Source organism: Sulfurisphaera tokodaii str. 7, from assembly GCF_000011205.1.
GTDB lineage: Archaea > Thermoproteota > Thermoprotei_A > Sulfolobales > Sulfolobaceae > Sulfurisphaera > Sulfurisphaera tokodaii.
This window is the reverse complement of record NC_003106.2, coordinates 655198-680626: the sequence shown is the minus strand read 5'-3', so window position 1 is coordinate 680626 and position 25429 is coordinate 655198. Positions and strand designations below refer to the sequence as shown.

General features: G+C 32.8%; 28 protein-coding genes. 13 read left to right on the top strand and 15 right to left on the bottom strand.

The genetic code is table 11. The annotated features are described in order from the left end of the window. Positions 1–22: 22 nt before the first annotated feature. Complete coding sequence (locus STK_RS03895) at positions 23–1552, bottom strand: APC family permease (protein WP_010978684.1); 1530 nt, start codon at positions 1550–1552, stop codon at positions 23–25. Positions 1553–1669: 117 nt separating this feature from the next. Here STK_RS03895 and STK_RS03890 point away from each other — a divergent pair, with 117 nt between their 5' ends. Both STK_RS03890 and STK_RS03885 read left to right on the top strand, forming a co-directional pair. Beyond that, positions 1670–2563: a 2-hydroxyacid dehydrogenase gene (locus tag STK_RS03890; protein WP_010978683.1), complete on the top strand. Its 894-nt coding sequence runs from the start codon at positions 1670–1672 to the stop codon at positions 2561–2563. 12 nt (positions 2564–2575) lie between these two features. Continuing rightward, complete coding sequence (locus STK_RS03885) at positions 2576–2932, top strand: HEPN domain-containing protein (protein ID WP_010978682.1); 357 nt, start codon at positions 2576–2578, stop codon at positions 2930–2932. Here the strand turns inward: STK_RS03885 and STK_RS03880 are convergent. Next, the gene (locus tag STK_RS03880; protein WP_010978681.1) at positions 2924–4336 is read right to left on the bottom strand and encodes a tRNA uridine(34) 5-carboxymethylaminomethyl modification radical SAM/GNAT enzyme Elp3; all 1413 of its coding nucleotides are present in this window, start codon (positions 4334–4336) and stop codon (positions 2924–2926) included. The two genes, STK_RS03885 and STK_RS03880, sit on opposite strands and share 9 nt — an antisense overlap. Before the next feature lie 123 nt (positions 4337–4459). On the opposite strand from STK_RS03880, the gene STK_RS03875 reads away from it, so the two are divergent. Continuing rightward, positions 4460–5797, top strand: a complete 1338-nt coding sequence (locus tag STK_RS03875) for an MFS transporter (RefSeq protein WP_052846393.1) — start codon at positions 4460–4462, stop codon at positions 5795–5797. Between the two features lie 284 nt (positions 5798–6081). Here the strand turns inward: STK_RS03875 and STK_RS03870 are convergent, their stop codons facing one another. Together STK_RS03870 and STK_RS03865 are read right to left on the bottom strand one after the other, a co-directional pair. Continuing rightward, complete coding sequence (locus STK_RS03870; RefSeq protein WP_010978679.1) at positions 6082–6435, bottom strand: nucleotidyltransferase domain-containing protein; 354 nt, start codon at positions 6433–6435, stop codon at positions 6082–6084. After that, positions 6432–6800 carry a HEPN domain-containing protein gene (locus tag STK_RS03865; protein ID WP_010978678.1) on the bottom strand — a complete coding sequence of 123 codons (369 nt, stop codon included), beginning with the start codon at positions 6798–6800 and terminating at the stop codon, positions 6432–6434. The genes STK_RS03870 and STK_RS03865 overlap by 4 nt, the downstream gene beginning before the upstream one ends. Before the next feature lie 250 nt (positions 6801–7050). On the opposite strand from STK_RS03865, the gene STK_RS03860 reads away from it, so the two are divergent. The 3 genes from STK_RS03860 to STK_RS03850 all read left to right on the top strand — a co-directional run bounded on the left by STK_RS03860 (position 7051) and on the right by STK_RS03850 (position 8860). After that, positions 7051–7272 carry a hypothetical protein gene (locus tag STK_RS03860; protein WP_010978677.1) on the top strand — a complete coding sequence of 74 codons (222 nt, stop codon included), beginning with the start codon at positions 7051–7053 and terminating at the stop codon, positions 7270–7272. Beyond that, on the top strand, positions 7248–7619 hold the full coding sequence (locus STK_RS03855) for a PIN domain-containing protein (RefSeq protein WP_052846392.1): 372 nt from the start codon (positions 7248–7250) through the stop codon (positions 7617–7619). Before STK_RS03860 ends, STK_RS03855 begins: the two co-directional genes overlap by 25 nt. 452 nt (positions 7620–8071) lie before the next feature. Continuing rightward, positions 8072–8860 carry a methyltransferase domain-containing protein gene (locus tag STK_RS03850; RefSeq protein ID WP_010978674.1) on the top strand — a complete coding sequence of 263 codons (789 nt, stop codon included), beginning with the start codon at positions 8072–8074 and terminating at the stop codon, positions 8858–8860. Positions 8861–9063: 203 nt separating this feature from the next. Here the strand turns inward: STK_RS03850 and STK_RS03845 are convergent, their stop codons facing one another. The 5 genes from STK_RS03845 to STK_RS03825 all read right to left on the bottom strand — a co-directional run bounded on the left by STK_RS03845 (position 9064) and on the right by STK_RS03825 (position 15114). Then, complete coding sequence (locus STK_RS03845) at positions 9064–10431, bottom strand: dihydrolipoyl dehydrogenase (RefSeq protein WP_010978673.1); 1368 nt, start codon at positions 10429–10431, stop codon at positions 9064–9066. Between the two features lie 74 nt (positions 10432–10505). Further along, positions 10506–12419, bottom strand: a complete 1914-nt coding sequence (locus STK_RS03840; RefSeq protein ID WP_052846391.1) for a serine/threonine-protein kinase — start codon at positions 12417–12419, stop codon at positions 10506–10508. Positions 12420–12661: 242 nt separating this feature from the next. Next, positions 12662–13363 carry a DUF929 domain-containing protein gene (locus STK_RS03835; RefSeq protein WP_010978671.1) on the bottom strand — a complete coding sequence of 234 codons (702 nt, stop codon included), beginning with the start codon at positions 13361–13363 and terminating at the stop codon, positions 12662–12664. Positions 13364–13387: 24 nt separating this feature from the next. Then, on the bottom strand, positions 13388–14005 hold the full coding sequence (locus STK_RS03830; RefSeq protein ID WP_010978670.1) for a TenA family protein: 618 nt from the start codon (positions 14003–14005) through the stop codon (positions 13388–13390). Beyond that, positions 14002–15114: an RsmB/NOP family class I SAM-dependent RNA methyltransferase gene (locus STK_RS03825; RefSeq protein ID WP_010978669.1), complete on the bottom strand. Its 1113-nt coding sequence runs from the start codon at positions 15112–15114 to the stop codon at positions 14002–14004. Before STK_RS03825 ends, STK_RS03830 begins: the two co-directional genes overlap by 4 nt. A 43-nt stretch (positions 15115–15157) precedes the next feature. Here STK_RS03825 and STK_RS03820 point away from each other — a divergent pair, with 43 nt between their 5' ends. The 3 genes from STK_RS03820 (at position 15158) to STK_RS03810 (ending at position 16543) form a co-directional block, all read left to right on the top strand. Then, the gene (locus STK_RS03820; protein ID WP_052846390.1) at positions 15158–15451 is read left to right on the top strand and encodes a DUF4898 domain-containing protein; all 294 of its coding nucleotides are present in this window, start codon (positions 15158–15160) and stop codon (positions 15449–15451) included. Between the two features lie 90 nt (positions 15452–15541). Next, positions 15542–15820, top strand: a complete 279-nt coding sequence (locus tag STK_RS03815) for a hypothetical protein (protein ID WP_010978667.1) — start codon at positions 15542–15544, stop codon at positions 15818–15820. A gap of 159 nt (positions 15821–15979) precedes the next feature. Continuing rightward, positions 15980–16543 (top strand): carbonic anhydrase, encoded by a 564-nt coding sequence (locus STK_RS03810; protein WP_010978666.1) that lies wholly within the window; start codon positions 15980–15982, stop codon positions 16541–16543. Here the strand turns inward: STK_RS03810 and STK_RS03805 are convergent. After that, positions 16540–16839 (bottom strand): hypothetical protein, encoded by a 300-nt coding sequence (locus STK_RS03805; protein WP_052846389.1) that lies wholly within the window; start codon positions 16837–16839, stop codon positions 16540–16542. The two genes, STK_RS03810 and STK_RS03805, sit on opposite strands and share 4 nt — an antisense overlap. Before the next feature lie 38 nt (positions 16840–16877). Then, positions 16878–17711 (bottom strand): hypothetical protein, encoded by an 834-nt coding sequence (locus STK_RS03800; RefSeq protein WP_010978664.1) that lies wholly within the window; start codon positions 17709–17711, stop codon positions 16878–16880. Positions 17712–18207: 496 nt separating this feature from the next. Here STK_RS03800 and tnpA point away from each other — a divergent pair, with 496 nt between their 5' ends. Beyond that, entirely contained in the window at positions 18208–18618 is a 411-nt protein-coding gene (tnpA, locus tag STK_RS03795) for an IS200/IS605 family transposase (protein WP_010978663.1), read from the top strand. After that, the gene (locus STK_RS03790; protein ID WP_010978661.1) at positions 18605–19909 is read left to right on the top strand and encodes an RNA-guided endonuclease InsQ/TnpB family protein; all 1305 of its coding nucleotides are present in this window, start codon (positions 18605–18607) and stop codon (positions 19907–19909) included. Before tnpA ends, STK_RS03790 begins: the two co-directional genes overlap by 14 nt. Before the next feature lie 131 nt (positions 19910–20040). Here STK_RS03790 and STK_RS03785 read toward each other — a convergent pair whose 3' ends face one another. From STK_RS03785 to STK_RS03770, 4 genes are all read right to left on the bottom strand, one after another. Continuing rightward, complete coding sequence (locus tag STK_RS03785; RefSeq protein ID WP_232616516.1) at positions 20041–20622, bottom strand: hypothetical protein; 582 nt, start codon at positions 20620–20622, stop codon at positions 20041–20043. A 452-nt stretch (positions 20623–21074) separates the two neighbouring features. Next, positions 21075–22643 (bottom strand): cbb3-type cytochrome c oxidase subunit I, encoded by a 1569-nt coding sequence (locus tag STK_RS03780; protein WP_010978659.1) that lies wholly within the window; start codon positions 22641–22643, stop codon positions 21075–21077. 108 nt (positions 22644–22751) lie between these two features. Next, positions 22752–23537: an MBL fold metallo-hydrolase gene (locus STK_RS03775; RefSeq protein WP_052846388.1), complete on the bottom strand. Its 786-nt coding sequence runs from the start codon at positions 23535–23537 to the stop codon at positions 22752–22754. Next, positions 23524–24216, bottom strand: coding sequence for a DUF3834 domain-containing protein (locus STK_RS03770; RefSeq protein WP_010978657.1), 693 nt, complete (start codon positions 24214–24216; stop codon positions 23524–23526). The genes STK_RS03775 and STK_RS03770 overlap by 14 nt, the downstream gene beginning before the upstream one ends. Positions 24217–24400: 184 nt before the next feature. On the opposite strand from STK_RS03770, the gene STK_RS15135 reads away from it, so the two are divergent. Then, entirely contained in the window at positions 24401–24775 is a 375-nt protein-coding gene (locus STK_RS15135) for a thioesterase family protein (RefSeq protein ID WP_232616515.1), read from the top strand. Continuing rightward, positions 24772–25359, top strand: a complete 588-nt coding sequence (locus tag STK_RS03760; RefSeq protein ID WP_010978655.1) for an alpha/beta hydrolase family protein — start codon at positions 24772–24774, stop codon at positions 25357–25359. The genes STK_RS15135 and STK_RS03760 overlap by 4 nt, the downstream gene beginning before the upstream one ends. Positions 25360–25429: the final 70 nt, after the last annotated feature.

Here is a 25429-nt window from a genome sequence, read left to right as displayed (position 1 = left end):
AATACTTAAAAAAGAATTTCGCTTATTCTGGTGGGATTTCTTTGTAGATAAGTGATATATCTATTCCTTCCTTTTTCATCCTATAATATTTAGCTAAAAAGTACGATATTACTCCTAAACCTACGAGAGAAATTATATAAGCAGTTGCGATCCAATTCACACCAGAACTTGTTACAACACTGAAAGAGTAATTGTTACTAGGGATTAATAATTCAGCCTCTACAATAGCCATTATTACAGCAGAAACTATACCCATTGCTAAAAGTTTCTTATTGTTATCATTTAAACCCACTTTTATTCCAGCTAAGGATACGATAAAAAGATATGCAACCGCTAATGGAGTATAAGAATAAAGTGCTAAAGCACCGCTTGGAGAAATTAATGGTAAAGCCAAGAAAACTAGTGTAGCTATTAAATCAAGTATATGAGCGTAAACTGGTGAAGAATACTTATTAAGTTTAGCAAAAATTGCTGGAAATAATCTATCAAAGGAAAAGGCAAAAATATATCTAGCAAAAACCACAACACCAAAAGCCATTATGAAGTAATTCCAAGCTATTAAACCGATTCCTAAAATCCACTGAAGTATTGGATTTGATGCTAAATATATTGCAACACTCCAGAAGTTGTAAGTAAATGACGGATAATATGCTAAATTAAATGCTGGACCAGCAGCTAAATCCATGATCAAGAAGGGGAATGTTATCATTATGAAGGTTAATACACTTCCTAAAATTAAGTTAAGTTTTAACGATCCTTCTTTTGCTTCACCAGCAACTGCTGGACCAGCATAAAGCCAGATATATGCATAAGACATGAAGAATGGTACCATGTAAAGTGTTGCTGGTAAGCTAAAGTGGAAAGGAGTTATTGTGCCAGTTATGTTAAAAGTTATTAAAAATTGCGGTATTCTCTGATGAAAGTCTGGTATGTTAACCGCTACAACAATCATAGCAATTATGAGGGTTAGTGAAGATATTATTCCTAAAATTGTAGTTAATGTAAAACCCCACTTTGGCCTAAATATGTTGACGAGTATAATTATCAGGAAAGAGATTGCAGCTAAAGCATAAAACAATAGTTCTTGTGAAAGTGTTAAAACGCCGTAAGGGTTTACAAAAACGTTATTTGCCAAATATGTTAAAGAGGAAATATGTTGAAGTGTTCCTAGTTCCAAGAATACTAAGTTAATTGAGGCTACGGAGAAGAATGCTGATAAGGCAAAGTAAGGTGGCATGTTAAAAGCAAATGCGACACCCATTATAGAGCCTATAGCTCCGTTTAATTTTCTAGAAATCCAAACATAATCCCCACCCGTTCTTGGCATTTTTAACAGTAGGTACGTATAAGTAAACACTAGAGGTAAGGTTATTAGAAATGTTATTAAGCTTGCTAGCCAAAGTAAGGAACCTTGAACTACATAAGGTGAAATACCCTCAAATACAGCTAAACCTGCACCCATATTAGCTACGTTAAGCATAACTAAATCTTTGAGAGAAGCATTCTTTACTAATCCAGAACTCTCTCTAAGGAATAATTTCCTTTGTGCCATGAGTCTTAATTTTCGGACGAATATATAAAGCGAACTTATGTTCGTTGAATATAATTCTAGTTTATAAATTTTTAAGTTCTATTTCCAAATAAATATGTTTATGCTAATTTATTAACAATGATTATTTCTACAGTCAAATTACCCGAGGAATGTAAGAGATTAATCCCAGTAAAAGATGAAGGTATTACAGAAGATGATATAAGAAATGCTGAAATTATAATGCTTTGGCCATCTCAAGCTAGAGAAATTTTACCTAAAGCTGAAAAAGTAAAAATAATTCAAACTTTTTCAGCAGGAGTCGATGATTTTCCTTTTGAACTATTAAAGAAAGATCAATTACTGTATTCAAATGCGGGGGCTTATTCTATATCAGTTGCTGAGCACGCTTTTGCACTTATTTTAGCATTAGCTAAGGGTGTTGGAGTGAAGAAAAGAGTTGAAACGTATCCCTTGAATAATTCTACAATACTAATTCTAGGTGCTGGTGGTATAGGATCTGAAGTAGCAAAAATAGCAAAGCTAGGTTTTAATATGTATGTCATTGGTGTATCAAGATCATTTAAAGGAACTTATTATGATGAAAAATATTCACTGAAGGATCTTGAAAAAGTTATAGGAAGGGCAGATGTTATAGTTGATACGCTTCCATTAAATAAAGAGACTAGAGGTATACTAAATTACTCTGTTTTATCAAAAGTTAAGGAAAAATGTATAATTGTAAATGTAGGTAGAGCTGAGACTGTCATAGAAGATGATATATATAGGATTTTGAAGGAAAAACCTGGAGTAAGGTTTGGTACTGATGTTTTTTGGAGAGTCAATGGAAAGGAGAATTTTTCTACCTCTAAACTGTGGGAGTTAGAGAATTTCACTGGAACACCTCACATAGCTGGAGCTACGGCAAATGAAAGGGTATTAAAGAATGCACTTATACAAGCATGCAAAAATGTTTACAGAATACTTAATGAAGGAGAAGGAGAAAATAAAGTGAAAATTGAGGATTACATCTAGCTGGGGAGTTTTATGGAAGAACATAGAAATAAGGCACTAGAGTACTTAAATGCATCTAAGCTTAATTTTGAACATGGTTTTTATGATATCGCAACGGTACTAGCTGAAGAAGCTCTTTACTTATATCTAGTTACTTGCTTAATTAACCACGAAGTAGCTATACCATGGTATTTAGACTTTGATGGACTTTTAAGAATTCTTGAAAAACATGATAATAAGATAAGCGAATTTAGAAAGAATAGGAAAATTATAAAAGTATTAGATCAAATAAGAATTATGTTTAGATATTCGTCCCTCATAAGCATTTCTAGGGATGACGCGAAGGAAATAATATTGTTTGTGGAAAACATTATCAACTCTTTACGCTAGGTCTTTTGCCATATAAGGACCGTACTTATAATATCCTTTTTTCCTATAGTATTCTCTCGCGCCTATTCCCGAAAGAACTAAAATCCTTTTAGCACCAAATTCATCCACTGAAATCCTTTCTGCCTCCATTAGTAGTTTACTTCCATAACCCTTATGTTGGAAAGAGAAATCATCTAACATATCAACTGGGACTTCTGGACCATATACGTGCAACTCCCTAACAATAGTAGTCTTTGAATTAATTTCCGGTCTGTGAGCTTTATCAGAAGGATACCTCAATCTCAAATAACCGATTAAGATACCATCATCATCTTCAAATGAGAGGAAAACTTCAGTACCTTCACTTGCTTCATATTCAATCTTCTTTAATTTTGGTTCTTTTGGTAAAATACCATCATGGAACCACCTTATCCCAACTTCTCTAAACCTAATTTCATTGTTTTTAATTCCCTTTTCTTTTACCCTCTTCTCTACTAGTTCTCTTAAGTTTCCCTTTTTATTACCGTCAAGAATAATATTTGCTGGAATATCCCTCTGTATCCTCATTACCCTAACCCATGGGGGAATATATCTGTACATTTCAGAAATTAATTCAACTAATGTTTCAGTATCATAAGGTTTATAAAGTCCTCTCTTCCAAAGCTCAGCTAAAGGAGCAGTTTCAACAACTAAAGTTGGATAAATCTTTAGCATATCTGGTCTGAAATCTGGGTCTTTAAATAGTGTTTTAAAAGCTTCTAAATCTTTATCTGGATCTGATCCAGGTAAACCTAACATAACGTGATAAACAATTTTGAAACCAGCATCCTTTAGAATCCTAGTTGCCTCTATTGAGTCTTTAACTGTATGCCCTCTATTAGTTTTTTTCAATATATCATCATATACTGTTTGCACGCCTAATTCCACTTTAGTAACTCCTAATCTTAACATTTGATCAGCATGCCATTCCTTAGCCCAATCTGGTTTTGTTTCAACAGTCATTCCTACACATCTTACGTTTGCTGTTTCATTTCTCAACTGTGCGTCTTCTAAATAAACGAATTTAGGTTTTTCATCAGAGGGATACCTATTCATTGCTTCTAGTGCTTGTGAAACGAACCATTCTTGGTAATCAATAGGTGTAGAAAGAAAAGTTCCACCCATTATTATTAACTCGACTTTGCTGGGAATATGGCTATTTGCTTCATATTGTTTTAGCCTAGAATGAACTTGATAAAATGGATCATAATTGTTTTCTATAGCCCTCATTAATGTGGGCTCATTACCATAATAACTTTGTGGAGTCCCGTATTCTACACCACCGGGACAAAATATGCATTTACCGTGAGGACATCTATGAGGATGAGTCATAACAGAGACTATTGTAACACCAGATAACATCCTTATTGGTTTTCTCACTAACACATGAGTAATTAATATTGCAAAATAATAAAGGTGATTGAACGACTATATATCACTGTAATTACTTTTCTTTTACCTCAAATTTTTAATTAAAATTTTTATACTCGAGTATTTACTTATTCAGTGATGAGACTCAGCTGGACATCAGTTTTAGTTTCTGGTATGGGAGTATTTACGGATGGTTATAATCTTTACTCCCTTTCTTTGACAATATACTTAATATCAAATTATATATCACTAAACTCAGTTACTGAAGGAATATTAGTTGCTGGGTCGTATTTTGGTGCCGGTATAGCTGCATTACTCTTTGGAATTCTCTCTGATTTTAAAGGAAGGAAAAGAATGTATGGAATAGACGTTACATTAATGAGTATAGGTGCTATTGCTCAAGCTATATCTCAAAACTATGTTGAATTGTTTGTTTCACGTCTGCTATTAGGAATGGGCATTGGCGCAGATTATGTATTATCACCGATAATCGTTGCTGAAAACGCTGAGGCTAAAAATAGGGGTAAACTAATGGTCATAACTTTCGCCGTGTTATGGGGTTTGGGAGCAGTATTTGCAGCTTTTGTAGATCAAATTTCCTCGATTTTCCTACCTTCAAGTTTAGTTTGGAGGGTTGTATTAGGAGTTGGGGCTATTCCAGCAATTTCAGTAATAATGGCAAGAAGAAAACTCACAGAAACCTTACAATTTCTAACGAAAGTTAAACCAGATGAAAATGAATTACAGAAAATTAAAACTAACTACGGCTTGCTTTTAGGAATAAATGTAGATAAGGAGAAGTTTATAAATAGACTAAAGGCATCTTTACCATTTATTATTGTTGCTTCAGTCCTATGGTTACTATATGATATTTACTCTTCAACATTCGCAATTTACGGACCTATTGTAATCGCATCAAACTTAGGTTTAACACCAATAACCTTCACTTATGTTGCACAATTCTTTGCTGGAATACCGGGGCAGTTACTTTGTATTTACCTTATTGATAAAGTAGGAAGGAAGATATTGATAACAATTGGTTATGCTGGAGTTGCTTTATGGTTAGTCATGTATTCACTTTTACTATTAGATCCCTACTTATTCGGATTTAAGCCAATGAAAGAATTAGTTGGAGAAGCTGCACTTTTAGGCTTTTCATTTTACATGTTAAACTACTTCTTCTCTGCGATAGGACCAGCTTCAATAATTGGTTCAGCTATGGTAACTCCAGAGTTAACTTATACGAAAGTTAGAGGAACTGGACAGGCAATAAGCGTTGCTGTTGATAGATTTGCTTCAGCTACTGTAATTTCCTTATTCCCATCGTTAGTCAATATTGTAGGCCTAGGTGCAATGGTAGGTGTTTATGCTGGTATCGCGTTTTTATCTAGTTTAATAACAATGTTATTTGTACCAGAAACTAAAGGAAAAGAACTTGATGAAGTTGTAAAATCTTCATTGAAATATGGCAAATAAACGATTGAGAAGAAAAAGCATAAAGCATTTAAATCTCATGTAAACTTGAAACATAATGAAACACCAAATCATTTTTTATAAATTTGTAAATTAATAAGTATAATACTAATAACGCACATATGACTAAGAACAAAATTTCTAATTAATTTTTAAAAGTATTAAATAACTATAAGCATATCTATTAACGTTATGAGAAGGAGGCTCTAATCTTAATTAGTGTTGATTACGAAAATATCTTAGCTAGTTAAGAATGAGTATTTTCCACAAGCATTAATAAAATTTTACTAAGATGATTTTCTTATCCACGTATTTCCTTTTCTATCCCATAATGGCCTTACCTTGTTGTATATTTCCATAACTTGCCTCCAGAATTCTTCATCCTTCTCAATTAGTTTCCCTTCTTCAATAATTTGAAGAACGAATGGAATTCCCTCGTTTAGCTTCTTAAGAAATACATTGGTATTCATGAAGACTGGGTCAACTTCGCCAGGAAACATTCTCACTATTTGAAGATAAAGATCATCGGAAACTCTCCTAGGATCCTCAGGTATTTCATCACCAACTACTAATACGTCATAATCACTGTTCTCAGTGTAATCACCTCTAGCCCTAGAACCAAAAAGGATTATCAATTTCATTTTATTTGTCCCTTTACCCAATTAAGTATTCTAATCGCACAATTTATGCATTCATCTGCGTCTCTCTCGGTGTAATATTCGTATGGTGCTCCCTCATAGTAAACATCCGGATAACGTGAAGGAGTGTATTGCTTATCGAGAAAGGTCGCACATTGTAAAATATCTGCGGGCGGATTTGTTAATAAGTGAGATATCGAATGGCCTCTTTTTTCGATACCTTGAAACTGCAATAAACCTTTAACTGCTTTTTCTGCACATTGCTGAGAAAGAAAGCATGCAAGCTCATAGTATCCTCCAGATTTTGCATAACGAGCTTCTTCTAAGTCTCTCTCTGCTTGCTTTATCCAATCCTCTACTCTTTTCACAAGAGATAGTAACGAATTTAAATATTAATGAGTTTTGTAAGCCAATAGGAAAATTCCTATATTATATCTTAACGTAACTTTAATTATATAATTTCACTGTAGATCTTGTGGTATTTTCCAATATGTAAATATATTAAAAAATCAGAATTAATGTGTATGGTCATCTATTAACACTTTTTATACATGTGTTTTTTAGAAAATCTTCTCTGTATCAGTAACTTTATATAATTATGTAATTACATAATTACATATGAAATCTACAATAAGTGTGAGAAAAGAGATCAAAGAGCTGCTTGAAAGAAAGAAAAAAGAAATGGAGATTAAGTTGGATAAACCTTTAACTTGGGATGAATTTTTCCAAGAAGTATTTAAGGAGGAGAATATACCCAAGTTAACTGAGGAGGAAGCGGAAACACTGAAAAAGCTAGTGCTAGAGGATAGGAAGAATTGGAAAGTAAGAGAGTTTGCTTAGATACTGATATACTTATTGATTCTTTTAAGAGGGACCCTAGAAAGATTATAGGTTATTATACTACATGTGTTAATCTTTATGAGTTCTTAAGGGGATTGGCATTTATAGGGAAAAATGTAGACGAGTTTAAGGTTTGGGTTGAGGCTAATCTAAACGTGCTGTGTATAGATAATAGTTCTTTAAAAATAGCCTCAAGAATTTATGCGGATCTAAGAAAAAAAGGAAATTTAGTAGAAGACCCAGATCTACTCATAGCTTCCATATGTATAGCAAATAATCTTGTTTTAAGAACAAATAACAAAAAACATTTTAGAAGATTAGAAGAATACGGGCTTAGACTCATGTAACGAGTGTTGTAAGTATCTGGTTGTAATACTAAGCTATATTTATTGAAGTCGTAAGATAAAATAAAATACATTTGAAATTACAAAAATAAATATAAAATTAGCCGGAATTTTTAATATAGATTCAGTTCAGTTATCCCTGGTATTTATGAATACTAGATAAAGGTATGCAGAGGTTAAAACTTAATGCAATTATCCCTATGCCCTATATAGGATTTTTAATGACTAGACATTATCTATGAAAATCAGCTTACTAAAAGCTTCAATTTTTATGGAGAAATTCCTTATTGTAATGTTAAACACATTTGTGGATATAAGACCTAATTGAAGATATTGACTAACAAGATCTAATATATAATGTTATTCAGATTTCAATAAAGTTTGAATCGACTATAGTGCATGACTCGTCTAACAAGTAGAGAAATATTATATACTTAATAGATTAAAATTCTCTAATGACCTCTGATCCTGAAAAAGACGTATCTAAAATCTTTGAGCTAATAGAATGGCCAGAAGATATTGATAGTGAGATAGGCAAGAAGAGATTTGAAGCTGCTATAAATCTTTTCAGAGATTTTACTTTCTCAGCAAAAAAGTATATAATTTTAGAAGTAGCTGGAGGAACAGGCATAGGTGGTATTGCACTAGCAAAGTCGTTAATAGATAGAAATTTTGAGGTAAGTAAGTTAATTATTACAGATTTAAGAGAAAAAGCATTAGAGAAAGCAAAAGAGTTCTCGAGAAAGGAATTGGGTTTTGAAGCTGAAACCCATGTACTAGATGCAAGAGAAATTCATAAGCTGGGAGTAAAGGCTGATGTAGTTTTAATGTATGGTAATTCCCATCCACACTTTTCAACTTTAGATATGATTAAGTTCCTCTCCTCTGCGTCTCTAAGTCTAAAAGAGGACGGAATTTTATTAATCCAAGGTATGAATATGCTTTTAGATATTATTAACAAGGGGTATAAGCAAGTTTTGCCAGAAAAGGTAACTGATAATAAGGTGTTGATTTCATTACATGTAAGTTATGATGAGATTAGGGGAACATTTAGAAGAATTTATATAGACTTAATTAGCGGGAATAGAGCTATTGTAGACTTAAAGTTCTGGGATTTTGCTGAAATTTTAGGATTATGTAAGATTTTCTTCAGAGAAGTTTCTTTGAAGAAAATAGATTCGTATAGAGGGATTGTAATTTGTAAATATCCTAGAATAGTTATAAAACCTGAAGAGATAGAATAGGAAAATTTTGTTAATATCTGTGTTTTCATTAAATTCTCTAATTGATTATACATGAGTTTTTAATAATTTATATTCTTTGATTCACTCAATTTACATAGAGTCTATGAGTTAATTCTTATTTACAAACTTAACTAAGAATAAATATATATTGCCATAGTACCTTATTTTTCAGTTCTGAGAAAACTATGAGATAAAAAATAATGTTATAACACTTTTCTTGCAGCATATGCAATAATCTCATTTGTTGAAGGGTGTTGGTCTGCAAAACTTGCTAACTGTTTTGCAGTTAAACCATGAAGTACCGCTTGTCCAAGTTCATTAATTAAATATTGAGAATGTACACCAACCATCCAAGCACCTATTAATCTTAGGCTACCTTTTTCAAAGATTAGTTTTAACATACCTTCTCTTTCATCATACATTTGTGCCATGACTTCATCTTCCATATTATATGTTGCCTCCATAATCTCTATTCCCATTCTTTTAGCCTCACTTGGCATTATTCCTACATAAGAAGCTGAAGGAACTGAATAAATTGTAACTGGTATGCTTTTGTAATCTACATAGTCTATAGGAGAACCGTTTGCCATAATGTTATAAGCTGCGGCAATGCTCATTCTGACTGCCGCATGAAAGTACGGTGCTTTACCATTAACGTCACCAGTAGCAAAAACGTTTGGAAGATTAGTCCTCATTGCATTATCTACAACTATATATCCTCTTTTATCTAAAGCAATTCCAGTGTTTTCTATCCCTTCTGGCAATACTGGTTTTCTGCCAGTAGCTAGTAGGACCAAATTTGTTCTAATACTTTTCTTTGCACCATCTTTACTACTATATATGACTTCAAATTCATCTTCCTTAATTTTCTTTATTTCAAGAACCGGTGCGTTATAAATTATATCGAGTTTTAAAATGGGTAACAGGGTATTAACTATTTCGTCTTCAAAGCCTCTTAGAACCCTATCACCTCTAACTAACAAATGAGTTTTAACACCTAAAATATTAAAGATTGAGGCTGTTTCAATAGCAATATATCCACCACCAATTATAACCATATCTTGTGGTAATTTTCTTAGTGGAGTTTTATAACTATATAAATCATCACTTGTTATGCAATACTCACTTCCAGGGAATTGTGGTTTAAACGGTTCACTACCTGAGGCAATAATTATATAACGTGTTTCTGCTTCTATTTCTTTATCTTCAGTCTTTACAATTACATGATTTGGATCTTTTATCTTAATTACTCCTTTATAAAATGTTATACTATTATACTCAGAAAGTTCTCTTTTATGTTGTTTAAATCTTGTCTCTTGAACAAAATCTTTATGAGCTTGTATTCTTTCAAAATTCACTTTAATTTCTTGCTTTAATACTCTACTTGTTCTCCAAATTAATTGTGCCATTTCTCTTACTGTCTTTGATGGGACACAGCCACTATAAAGACAATTTCCCCCTAATTCTCCTTTAGGGTCAGCCATTAATACATTATATCCAGATTTAGCTAATCTGAATGCACCAGGGTAACCTCCGCCTCCAGCACCAATAACAGTTACATCATATTTCATAAGACTTTTCTTTAATTACTAATCTATAAAGCTTTCGAATAGTTTATAGTAACTAGAGGGAAATGAAGAATTTCTTACTTAAGTAAGTCGACTATTTGTTTTGCCGAAGGTCTACTTAATGGATTAATGTTTATACTATATACTATCACTCTAGTAAGTTCGCTTGGTGTATTTTGCGGTAATATAGGTCTCCAAGAAGATAGTATTTGTTTTGCATTCTGTATAAGTTTTAATGCCTCTCCAACATTCCCAGCCATATATGCATCAATAGCTTTATTTAGATTGTCAGAAATCGGATTATCATTTTTTCCAGTGAGTAGGACATAAGCTGTCATTCCTAGTGCAAAGATATCCATTTTCGGATCTGCACCCTTACCAGTAATTATAGCTTCTATCTGCTCTGGGGGAGAATAAGAAGGAGTAGCTTGATAAAATCTTTCACCTATTCTTACAGCAGAACCTAAATCACCTAATTTTATTGAACTAGAAATATTTTTGTATATTTCTTCCGGATTATTTCCTAAATTTCTAGAAAAGAAGATATTTTCTGGTTTTACATCAAGATGCACGAACCCTTTTGAATGGAGAAAGTCCAGGGCGTATGCAATTTCTTTGATAATCTCTTTAACAATAAGAGGCCAATAAGTGGAATATATAATTGATGTTGTTAATAAGTCCTTTGCTGTACCTCCTTCCATAAACTCCATTACTATTGCGGGTGGATAGTTGTAATATGTATTAACATCTCCCTTCAATGCTGATTTAATATTATTTGAATCTATGTAAAAGCCTAAAATTGTTACAAACTTTGGGTTTCTTGATAGTTGCTTTAACGTCTCAGACTCTTTAAACATCTCATCAAAGCTTGAAGAAGCGGATATAGTGAGTTGTGCGCGCGATAATTGGGATAGGGAGAAAACTTTTACTGCGTAAAACACATTATCTTTCTCAGCTTTTAGAACATAACCACTACCACCAGAACCGATGACTGAAACTACTCTGTATCCATAAAGTTCTTTTCCGATCCACAAATTAGGATCCCACTTATCTAGAGGTGGTAAATTCTTTTGTTGTTGAGATGCTAAAGCAACTTGTTGTTGTGCAACATAACTATTATACTCGATAATAATCTTCTCTCCTCTTTTTGCGATTCCCGAATAAGTTAAAGGCCTAAAGATGACATTACCTATTATTATATCTTTTGCATTCCACATAACTTCTAAGACATTTGGCATTGGAACTATTATTGGTGAGTTAGAATCTTTAGAAGTATACTCTACATTGTTAATAATTATAGACCATGAAGCATTCATTGGTAAACCTTTAGCATAAAAGTAAGAGAAACAATGAGGAAATTTATCTATTGGTAAGTTGTTAGTAGCTGAGAACTTTACCACTTTAACTTGTCCTTCTTTAGCTGTTATTGTTGCAGTATCTGGTACATAATATGTGCCGTTAAAGTACTGAGGACATAGTCTTATCTCCACTCTTTTCTTACCCCTTACAATACGATTAATAGTTGTAAATACACCGTTAACTTCTGCATAGCAAGTAGTTAAACCTTCAATTTTTACAACTGCAGGATATCCTTTTCCAGTGATCGCCCTAATATTTGCAAAAGCAAGAGTTGAGTAAATTGCGTAAGAGAATATTATAGGTTGTATACCAATATTTGTCACTAAATTAGGGAGTAAAAGAAATATTATATAACCAATTAGTATGATTAACTCCCATACCCAAGGAATTAGTATACCTAGAATTCCTATAGCAATACCAATGAGTGCATAAGTAGATTTAATGAAGAATAAAGGGATTAGAGAAAGTAAGAATGTAACTGGAGTTACGTATCTATAAAAGGAACCAATATAGGAAAATATAAGACCTAGAAGGAGTAAGGGGGATGAAAGGAGAAAACCGGGAGAAATTATGTATATAACAAAAGTACCAGCTGTAGCTAAAATAGATGTAGCAAGTAATTCCCTATTCATGGATAAAACTTTTCTTATCATTATATAAGTTTAATGTAACGAGTCCCTTTTGCTCATGAAATTGTATTTATTTTCTTGAAATTTTAAGTTTTTTAAAAAGATAACAATATCTGTTTTAAAACAACAGATCTTATTACCTAAAAACGGGAACTATTCATATAAATTACTAAGCAAAATAATTTTTCTTTACTATACTCCTCAAAAGGTATTACGTTATGTGGATAGCTTACCTCATGCCTCGTTTAATTTATATACTCATCTAGTATACTAACTCCCTCCTGGATAAATGATAAGTTATTATAGTTCTTAAGCAAATAAGTTGCATTATATTCAGAGAAATAGCTAGGACTTACAATGTGTCCTATTAGCATATATGTCCCTTTTTGATCACTAATAATTACAAAAGTTGGAATATGGGATGGATTTCCCATATAAGCTACTGGTTGAAAGAAACTTCCAGAGGCCCATTTTTCAGTTATGTATTCTTTTACATAAGGATAGAATTGTGGAAACTCTGTTTTTATTATTTCAAGACCATAATTTACGAAATTATTTACTATAGTTCCGTTAGCAGTAGCATTAAGGTAACGGTTATAAAGATATAGGAACTTGAAGTGAATAAATGCTTTTGAAGTAAAGTTTAAGAAAATTATTGCTGGAGTATTAGGATAAATATCGTTTGGATCTGAATATGAAATGTTAAAAGAAATTTTGCCATAATGAGATAAAAAAGCATAGAGTATCCAACTATCCGCAGCACCATAAGGACAACCGTACCAGCTAACAAAAACAATGCAAGTGAAATTACCTTCTGTATAATCTGTATTGCTCACTTTAAAGAAAGTATTAAGAGGTACTTCAAAAGGTTGAAGTAGATATGGAAGAATTAAGAGTAAGATAAAAAATGTTACTGCTGATAGAATAATTACATTTTTTATTTTCACAAGATGAAAATAGATTGTAAAAGCTTAAATCGTTAATGCTGAATCCCAAAATTGTATTTCATACTTTACACTTCTGTTAAATATTTCTGAGGCTAAATCCTTATCTACTTCAATTGAGTCTAGGTTTTCTAATATTATATCAACTCTCTTTTTGTAATCATCTGAGGAATAGAAAGAAGCCCAGGCTTTATACAGTTCGCTAGTAGAATTTACTACTTTTTTACCTATCTCGAAATAACCCCACATGCAAGGAGTCCATGCAACTAGAAACAATTCCCAACTTCTTTCTGCCCAATAGTTTAAATGCCTAGTATAAGCATAATTTACATCATTCATTTTAGTCCTTCTAATCTCATCTTGAGTTATCCCAAGTCTTGAGTAAAGATAATTATTAACTTCCGTTCCTTTATCTCTACTTGATAAAATTACATGTAATAATTTCAATGATTTATCTAGAGGAGCTAGAGCAGAAGCCCTAAGTAGAGCTCTTAACATTTCTTCAACATATTTAGCATCTTGCAGTAAATAATATCTGAATTTTTTCTGCGGAAGTGTCCCTTCAATCATTTCTTTTACAAATTCATGGTTAACATATTCCTCCCAAGGTGAGTTTTCCCTTAAGAATTCTGAAAGCCTCATCATTTAGAAAAATCTAATTTAGATATAAAAAATCCTTCAGTACCATGAATATGAGGATAAAATCTCATTACCCTTAACCAAACTTTACTTCTCATATAACCGTAATGTGTAGGATCATTAGTAAGCTTAACTAAATAATCTGAATATTTCTCTACTATTTTTTCTCCTTCTTCTGGGAATAGAGAACATGTTGAGTACACTACTGGTTTACGCAACTTTGAAGCTTCTCTTAGAATTTCCTTTTGTAATCTCGAAAGTTTAATCACATCATTCTTGTTTAATCTTAAGAAAACGCTTGGATCAGCGTTTATAGTACCACTGTTACTACAAGGAGCATCAATAAGGATTTTGTCAACTTCTTTTATTGGTAAATTTTCTCCATCAGCCACGATTAGCTCATAATTTTCTACGCCCATCTTTTCCATTAGTTCCCTTTGAACTTGTATCCTTTTTTCAGAAATATCTAGGGCTATGACATAAGCTTTATTATTAGTTAACTGTTGTATTAAAGAAGTCTTCATTCCCGGGGCACTACCTACTTCTAAAATTCTTTCATAAGGTTTAGGATCAAGTACTGTAACAACATAAACGCTAGCCTTATCTTGTATTACAATTTCGCCTTTCTGAAACTCTTCCGTCTTAGATATTCTAAAAGGGAAACGAGTTACTTGAAATAGAAAGTCAAAGTCGTCTCTTACTAGTTCAAAGCCTTTTTTCATTAACGAACTAATGGCCTCTTTAACATTAACTTTTAAAGTATTAACCCTAATCCAGGTTTTTTTGTGAAAAAGTTTCGAGAAATCATCCAATTTTATGTAGGACAATCTTTCCTTAACCCATTGTGGTAATGCTATCTTGTCTTCTTTAAGTGAATATGTAATAATCTCTTCTATTTCTTTATCAGGATATAGCTCTGAATAGTAGTAATAATTTTTAATCACTCGCAAAAATTCCTGATACAAAGTTTCTCTATTATCTTTTAGTTTCAGTTTTCTAAAAGAAATATCAAATGCTTTTTCAGGCTGAATTTTCATTTTCTTGATAAGATCTATAGCAAGAGAAAAAGCTTCTATTTTTCTGTTCATATCGGAAAAATCATTGTGTTTTTTCATATAGTCTTTTTAAAGTTATTTCATAAAAGTCTTATAGTAAGTAATGATTAACCTAGACAGTTATGTTGAAGCAAACATTAAGGACATGATTAAAATAGTTGGTTGTAATGAATGTTATTTATATAAATTTAATTTAATTTTGGATTATTCAAAATTTTTAAGTTTTATTATCTCTGATAAAAAGACTTTAGCTATTATTTTCCCTTCTGGTAGAAGTGATCGTGAAGTGCTTATATCGATGTCTAAAAATATCGCAAGAAGCAAGAATATATCATTATATGCTTTTCTAAGCGATCTATTAAGAGAAGACAGTTTCATAATCTGTTATAGGAGATAACATTATTCTCATTTAAATTTATTTAAGAGAAAAAAGAGAAAGAAATATTTATATTTTAGTTCTATTAAATTTTACATTAGGTGAACTGTAGTGGTAAACGTAGAATCAATAGAGTCTAGTGTTGCTGAACTTTTGAAGCTTTATGAATGTAAAGATTGTCATATTGTTAATTTTATACTTATTAAAAATATATATAGATTCTTCAAATTTATGTTTGATAATGAAAATGCAAAATTTATAGTAATCTTACCTAGTAGTAATAAAGAATTGGAAAAAATAATAAAGGGAATTGGAAAAAATAAAGTTAGGGTCTTTTACTCACTCAATCTAAAAGAAAATTCTTGTATAATATGTTCTTGTAACAAATAAAAACATAGATTCTTTTTACTTTTTCCATGTCTGAAATAAATATCTATCATTACTATTAATTGTCATTTAGATTAATTTTAATTTTGAGCATACTTATTTATATCAATTTTATTAATTAATAATAATAAAAGATAAAGGTTATACAATTAATTTTTACCCATGGTAAAAGTAATAATCTCTTGTATGGATTATAGGTTAACTGAGGAAATACAGAAGAGAGCTGATAATAATACATTAATATTTAGGAACGCTGGTGCTAATGTAAATGAGTTTATAGATAGATTAAAGGAGATTAAACCTGATGAAATAATATATTTACCACATACTGATTGTGCTGCAATGAAACTTGTGTTCAATGTTATAAAAAACAATGATAAAGTGAATGAAGAAGTTGAAAATAAATTAGTTAAACAGTTTAGAAAAGTCAAGTTTGAAACGTTAGAGGAATTAGAGAGAATAAATGCCTCAATAAATGAGGAAATGTTAAAACAAATTACAAATAATGTCAGGACTGAGTTAATAGACGTTAGTAAATTAAAATGGCCTAATAGAATAACAAAAGTCTATTTCTATCTACCAAATATGAGAGCAAAAGAAGTTGGTGCATATATATTACAATCGTCCTCGCTAAGTGATGTTTCTGCTGATATTTATATAGCTAAAGAAAAGTTAGGATTTAAGGAAATTTATGATTGTTCATCTAGTAATTGTAAGCAAATTTAAGAAAGGATTTTTATTATATCATCTATTATTTTTTGAATTTCTTCCTCATTTAGATTTTTACCTTCTATTTTTCCATCTTTTACATAAGTTACTGATGAAATTCCTCTTGTATTTATAACTAAGCTAATGTTAACTTGAGGCGATGAAATATAGATCTCTTCAATTTCGCTATTATTATCTCTTGTGTATCTCTGAATAACATAAACGTTCTTAGTCCTACCTCTAAGTTCATGCTTTTCCTCATCTACTACATCAACAAGTGATCTTATTTTCTCATGAATAACTTTTACATCCATACTAGGATAATGTATAAAAATAGGCTATTAATAATTTTTTATGATAAATATACTTCTCTTCGTAGAGAGGAAATAAACTTTTTTACATCATCATAGCTCTCCGCCGGTATTTCTGCTTCTTCGTTCTCACTCTTTATTACAAATTTCCCATTCTTTCTTTGTCCTTCTACTATTCCCGGTAGAATATTACTATCACTACTTGCTTTTCCTTGTAAATTAACTAACCCCTCAAGTAAATTAAACGCTTCTTCTATTAATTCTTTTGGATTCATTTCTAAATATTTATATAAGGTAGCGAAACTTATCTTAGCTTTATAAATTTGTTCTCCTTTATATACTAGAATTAGAATCCCACCATCTTCCACTACATCTAAAATGACTTTGAAGTTATCTTTCTCTTCAATTCTCGGTAACCTATTACCAAAATTTGAAATAGTAAATTTATACGCTTCTTCTTGAAGCCTTAAAGGATTATCTTTTATTATCTTTTTTACCTTATGTAAGGGCATATCATACTGTAATGATAGCTTAGTTGCATCAATAGGCAAAGGTTTAATTTCTGAAAGACGATTGAATAAAGCATTTATATCATTTATTGTTATTCCCCAAGCTTTAACTCGTACCCGGTCATTTTCCGCCTCAACTACTGAACCATAACTTACTCTTTTTGGCGATTGGTAAAATAATGATTTAATTATCTCATTTGCTTCCTCTTTAGTATCTGGCAATTTATCTATTTTGCCTTCAAACTCTACCTTTAGCCCTTGTGTTTCTATTTTTCCCTTTACACTATTTCCTTCAAAGATTGCATAGTAGTTTCCTGCAAAGATAACAACCCTATTCTCTTTTTTCTCAAAGTATATTTCACTCATAAGTAATTATTAGAAATAATACCTAAAAAGTCCTACTCAGTATGATAATCTCTTTTTTATCGTAAAAAATGAGATTAATAAAATTCAGAAAAATCCAGTAAACAGTAATTTTTGAAGAAAGTTTGTATATTAGATGGCGGACCTAAACATATTACTTACAATAATGAAGATAAATGACTGAAAAACCATAATAAAGGCTTCATTGGATCCACCTTAAGTTAATCTAATATGTTTTTCCACAGAGATTCATAGATTATTATACCGATATATTAACCTATATGAATTCCTAAGAGGATTAGTCTTGATTAAAAAAGATAAACTCAAATTAGGAAGGTAATTAAGTTTATGAAAGAAAAATCGCTCTCAGAATTCCTCGTCTAAAATCTAATGAAGTGTAAAAGTAAATTAAATTCAATCTAAACCTGACAAAACATGAGGCAAGCCTCGCCTTTTAAGGCGGGGTAAAGTTTAAAAATTATTTTGAATACTTTAAAGTGTGGAATACAAATCAACTAGGCATGCAAAGTACCTCTGCAACTACCACTTCGTATGGATACCGAAATACCGTAGGAAAGTGCTAACAGGCGAAGTTGCTGAATACACTAAAGAGGTACTAAGAACCATAGCAGAAGAGTTGGGCTGTGAAGTATTAGCCCTAGAAGTAATGCCAGACCACATCCACCTATTCGTTAACTGCCCACCGAGATACGCACCGTCATATTTAGCAAACTACTTCAAAGGAAAATCAGCAAGACTAATACTCAAGAAGTTCCAAGAGCTGAAGAAATCTACTAACGGGAAGCTATGGACTAGAAGCTACTTCGTATCGACTTCTGGTAACGTATCCAGCGAGACGATAAAGAAGTACATTGAAGAACAGTGGGCGAAAGAGAATGAAGAGGACTAACGTAGTTAAACTAATAGTAGACAAGCAAACCCACGAAAGACTGAAGGAGTTGGCTATTACCACAGCGAAGTGTTGGAACGAAGTGAACTGGTTAAGGATGCAACAGTACAAGGAAGGGGAGAGAGTAGACTTCAACGGTTCTGAGAAGACGGTATATTCAAAATACAAAACAGTGCTCAAAGTAAACGCACAACAAGTTATGAGGAAGAACGCGGAGGACTGGAGGAGCTTCTTCGCGTTAATAGAGATGAAAAAGGAGGGAAAACTACCGAGCTGGTTCAAACCGAGACCTCCAGGGTACTGGAAGGAAAACGGCAAGTATAAGCTCATGGTTATTATTAGAAACGATAGGTATGTGGTAAACGAAGAGAAGAGGGAAATTTACTTGAAGGACTTCCACCTCACCCTCAAGTTTAAGGGGAAACTCAAGTGGAAAGGAAAACAAGGCAGACTAGAGATAATCTATAACGAGGCAAGGAAATCGTGGTATGCACATATACCAGTGGAGTTAGAACATAAAGTAGAGAAGGGTAATTTGACGGCTTCAGTAGACTTAGGCATAGTTAACCTAGCTACAGTGTACGTCGAAGACGGGTCGTGGTACTTGTTTAAGAGTGGGTCTGTTTTATCCCAATACGAATATTACAGCAAGAAAATACAAGTTGCCCAGAAGACCTTAGCGAGGCACAAGCAGAGGAGAAGCAGGAAGCTGAAGCTCTTGTACGAGAAGAGGAGTAGGTTCCTAAAACACGCCTTAAACAGCATGGTTAGGAAGGTAATGGAGCTATTGAAGGATAAAGGAGTAGGCAAGATAGTTGTAGGTCATCCTAAAGACATAGTGAGGGGTCGTGGAAATAAGCTGACGGTCAACTTCTGGAACTACGGCTATGTCATCAAGAGGTTTAAGGGAGTCGGGGAGGAGGTTGGCATAGACGTTGTCGAGGTCAGTGAGGCTTACACTTCAAAGACTTGTTCCCTGTGCGGGGAAGCCCACAAAAGTGGGCGTATTAAACGCGGTTTGTTTAAGTGTCCCCGCACGGGGAAGGTAATAAATGCGGACTTAAACGGTGCGATAAACATCCTACATATCCCCGAGTCCCGAGGAGCTAGGGGCGGAGGGCAACCCCTAGCTAGGGATAGGGGTAATGGGCTGAAGGCCCAGCCCGTGGTCTACCGCTGGACGAACGGAGCGGGGTGGGTGTGTATAACACCCACTAGCTATGAAGTTGTGAGGATGAAGGTGGTAAACCACAAACCTGTGAACCACCCTAAGGGAACCCTCGCCCTTTAGGGCGGGGAGGAGGTCAGTTGTTCGATTTTAGGATATTTTCAAGGGTCTTCAAGTAATGTAATAGAAATTGAAGTAGTGCATATACACATTAAGCAATCTTTTATTATATTTTTCTTAAGATGTTATACATTCTAACATCTTTCTATCTTAGGGATATAAAGCAAACCCTCTCCAATTCTTTCGAATTCTATTACCCCTATTCTGTAAACGTGATGGTTTTCAAATACCATAATCCACACTACTGGGGTTTCGTTTAAGTTAAAGCCTTGACTTAAAAAGACCCAGTTATTGTTTGGAGTCGATATTGCATCTAAACTTACTCTGAAGGTTTTATTTTCCGTATATATTGTTGAATTCAATAACATTACCCAGAAAGTTTTAGCGGAAAAACTGCTATATATTACTGGTGGTGTAATGTTTGGTAAGAAGGACTGAGGGAGATAACTACAAGGATTTGCTCCTAATGGAATTACTCCAGAGGCGAGAAAAACTCTTCCAGAGTAATCTGGAATTGAAACTTTAATGGAAAAACTTAGGCTAAATGTTGTACTGTTAATTCCGTTGACGTTAACTTTAGGTGTTGTAACACTTGCAGTAAAAGTATTTCTCATCTCCTTAATGCTAGGAGGAAATATTGATGGAAAGTTTATCCAAAATAAAGATACTATAACTATCACAGATATTATAATGACTACATATGTTAACTTTCCCATGATCATAAATTAAAAATATATTTATAGTTATATAATTTAAAGTTTTCTGATCTTTTTATTAGATTTTAGCAAAGTGATGCATTTAATAATAAATATGGTATTTTTCACATTAATTACGAAGGGAAAACGCTCTAGCCTTGGGATAAGGTTTTGGAAAAAGTCAAAAATATTTGATCATTAAATCATACTCTTAATCTACAAATGTCGTTTTCCCTTTGTATTTACTATGAAAACACTACATATTTTGACTGCACTTCAAGCCAGTATTAGCTAAGATTAGAGGTTTACCTTTTAATCCATGTAGTGATTTGGGAAGGATTACTTAGGCTCTTAAGACCTATTATTATACAAAACACTCGAGACTATACTCAGACAGTCAAACATCATCATTAATCAGTTCCGCGGCACCTCAGCACTAAAGAAATTGAGAGTTAAAAAATAAAAAACTAATCTTAAATCTTTAATTTCCTTGCTATTTTTTCAATTTCTATTCTAGATATGGTAGATTGAGCCATAACGATATTAATTGAATCTTGTAAACTTGAAACCACAGTAGTCCTTCCTCTTATTAAAGTTAAAATAACATTAAATAACCATGCAACTGTAGCTAAATCAGCTATTATTGCACCTACAGTTGATAAAACTTCACCAGAAATAAACGTAGAGGTTAAAGGATAAGTCTCATCTCTTCTTAATAAACCAGTTAGTCCTAGTTCATCAAACCCTATAACTACCATTGATGCCCCAAACAAATAGCCCCAGAAGTGAATCCACATTAACTTTGCGGAATACCATTGCCTTCCAGTCATCATTGGTATCATTAAATATAGTATTGCAAAACCAGCTGGGACTATAGAGAGTAATATAAAACCATGAAAATGACCGACAACCCACATAGTTTCATGGATTACAGCATCAAAAGTTATTGTTGCATTAGAGATTCCAGTTACACCAGAGAAAATTGAACCAGTAAATGACATAACAGTAAATGCTGTAAGAATATTCCATGAAACTTGTGCACCTTTAGCTGTAGCCCATAAGTTAAGGAATGTCATTAATGAAGGTAAAACTACCCCATAAGTAAGTATCTCAGTAAGGACCTTTATTGCTATTGGCAAATCGACCATATATAAATGGTGAATGGGCACGTTGTTAGAGAAAATTAAGTAAAGTACTGCTGCAACTCTACCCATTCTGTCACTGTAGAGAGGTTTATTAGCTAAAGTTGGAATTAATAAATACATTGCAGCAACGGCTGGCAGCCAAGCCATATAAACTACCGCATGCCATAGAATTCCAAATGCAATTTGGTTAGCAATTACATTTAATCCAACAATACCGGCAAAAGCTAATATATCCCAAACATTAGCTACAGTTTCACCAGAGTAACCTATAGCATAGAGTAATATATCCATTAACACAAATACTAAAAAGATCGGTAACTTTTCCTTAGTAGTTTTACTTGCAACGTAATAATGATAGCTCAGCCAAATAGTCTGCATATATGTCGCTATATCAATTAACATCCAACCATAATACCATAATGGTGAAACTACATAAAGTGAGTAATTAGGGATTCCAAGGGGCGATAAATAATACCAGCCTTCTGCAGAAAAATAGTTATCAAATCCTTGAGCTGCTGTTATTAGAATAGGTCCTTCAAGTAACATAAATGCAATGTTGAAAAGTATAAATGCAAGGTTGTATATCCACTTTGCCCTTGGCTGTATATTTAACATTTTAAACGTGAAATAAGTAAAAATTGCAAACTCTAGTTGCTGTGCAAAACCAAATAAATCTCTCATACCATGAAGTGTTATAGAGGCATAATACTCTTGTGGCGTTAGGGGTAATAATTGCATCAAACCCCAAGATGCCTCCTGTATTCTAACCATTAAAGCGTCAATAATTCCTAGTAATCCCCATATGATACTTAGCACAATCATAGCCATTGTTATTTTTGTGATCCAGTCTTTATCTAACTGGAACAGGTTCACGATGAATTTTATTAAACCGTTCATGTGAACAGAGTTGAATTGCGATATTAAAAATTTGTATTATAAAATTTTTGGCGAAATTTTACATTTATAGTATATCAAAAATTTATGAAATTTATGAAATCTCATAAATCAAGCTGAAAATAAAATTCCTTTCTCACTAACCCTAATGTTTTTAGCTACTTGAAATAGAATAGACTTTATAGTAACCGAGTTTAAAAGAATATTTGCAACGTCCCTATTTCCAGAAATACGATAAGTTACCTCCTCAGCAGTCATTTCATTTCCAGTAATTAGATCCTTGACTTTTTGAACTAACTTTTCATTAAAAGAGATATTAAAATCTAATAACTCTTCCATCTTTCTCTTATTAGTATAAATTGGACCATGAGCGATAACAACATAATCAACACTCTTAATCAACTCTTTTATTTTATAAAGAGAATTTAACGCCTCCCAAAAGTCAGTATAAAAAGGCACTCCAAAATTTTCAAGCACTTTTTGCCCAAAGAACGCATCACCAGCGTAAAGCACACTATCTACTATGTAAACTGTATGACCGGGAGTATGTCCGGGCAATTTTATTTTCTGTATTTCTACATCTTTAAAATCTTCGCTCAAGTTATCTTTTATGAAATCATATGTAAACAAAGGTGAATCTTTAGAACTAAAGCCGTAAATCATAGCCCTTCTTCCCATTAATGTTAAAGCCCAGTAATCTTCTTTCGGTAAATACTTAACATTAGCCTTTTTTAATAACCCAGCAATATGATCACTATGTCCATGAGTTGCTAATTGTACTTCAGCACTTATATCAAGGTTTGAGTTTCTACCACCAAGGTCTATTACAACTCTATTATCATAAATCAAAGTATTAGGACTTCCAGGGATAACTTCTACGTTTTTAGTAAATTTCAAGGTCTTTCACTTCCGGCTTAACTAAACTATATAATTCAATACTCTTACTTAAATCATCTTCCTTTGTAGTTAATCTGTGATTATAAACATGAATAATATTCTTCATTACTTGCAGTGAATAGTATTTGCTTGCCGAAGAGATAATTAATGCAGACTCTTCTGGTCTTTCCCTCATTAGTCTAATGCCCTCTTCATAAGCCTCAATTACTTCTGTTGGATAGGTTTTTGAATAAATAACACATTGTGGTACAAAATGGTTAAGTTTCATCATTTCATCCTCGAATAGCTCTCCTAATTTGACTTCAATACCGACTAATGCTAATTTCCCCTCTTCTGCTCTCTTTAGAGCATCTTCTGGAGTAGTATTAACCACTTCCTTTTTGTTAGTTAATTTTGCATAAACTCTAGCATTATAGTCAGCTAAAGTCCCTTGCCTAATCGTGTAAATTATCTCAGAGTTCTTATTGCCTATTAACGAGTACATTTTAACGAATACTCCCGCTACGATTCTATACCCTTTTAACCTGAGTTTTGCCACATTTATAATTGAATCAAGAACAACGTCTCCAATCTCATTTGTTTCACAACTGTTTTTTAGTTCAAAGTTTACTTTACTTAGTACTTTAGCAACTAATAAGGGGAACGAGACCGGGCCTGCAAAAGGTGCAGTAACTAACATAAAATATCATTTAGAATAGAGGCTAATTATTCTTATTAATCGTTAGTTACTGCTTGGATCCTTTAATTCTCTCAAGTTTTAGGTCTCATCGGCTTTTATTAAATTCAAAATGAAGCATCTACAAAAATCCATAAGGCAACCCGTTAGTGAAAGATTTAAAAAAGTAAGGTTTTTATCTGTGATTGTGAAAGTTGGAGAATCGTTAGAAAAAACTTTTATCGTAAAGCCTGAGCATTCGGCATCTGCTGTCTCAAGTGGTGCAGTTAACGTATTATCTACCCCAATAATGATAGCATTTATGGAAGATGTATCCTTTACCTTGGCTCAAAAATATTTAGAGAAAGGTAAGACTACTGTAGGATATCACGTTGATGTTAAGCATTTAGCTCCAGCACCTATTGGAAGTGAGGTTAGAGTGAAATCAACATTAATTGAAATAAATGGTAAGAAGCTTAAATTTAAGGTTGAGGCATATTATAAGGATAAGAAGATTGGTGAAGGAATTCATGAAAGAGTCATTGTTGATACAGATGAGTTTATGAAGAGGGTTAATGAATGAGAAGTCTAGTTATTCATGGAAAGGGCTCTTCACCAGAGAAAGTAGAGTGGTTAGCTAAACCATTAAGATCTTTTGGTGAGGTTATTGTACCCGATTTTGAAATTGAAGTAAAGGAAGGTGTCGAAAAAGCTTTACAATATAATTTTGACTGTATTGCTGGCCATTCAAGAGGAGGAACTATTGCACTAATTGTTGGAGCGTTGAAAGGTAGTTGTGTTATTGCAGTTTCAGCACCTTCAGATAGGAGAAAGCAAAAGGAGTATCTTTCTAAGTTTCCTCAAGGAACTATACAACATAAGATTTACGAAGATTTAATAAAACTACCAGACTACGAATTCGATTACTCACCTCTAAAATATGCTGACAAATTAAAAGACGTATTGTTAATTCACGGAGAGAATGATGAGATAGTATCTAAGGAGCATTCAATTGTAATGTGTGAGGAGATAAAGAAATATGGCGGCAATTGCGAACTGCATATTATCCCCAATATGAAGCATACGCCACTAGGGCAGCAATATTCAACAATCTGGAATATAATAGAAAATTGGATAAGAAAAAGATTACAGAACTCCAGTCAATAAGGAAATCATATCTTATATATGACATTGATTGTGTAACTCCATAGTGTCGTCACTAGGGTATAAATTTATT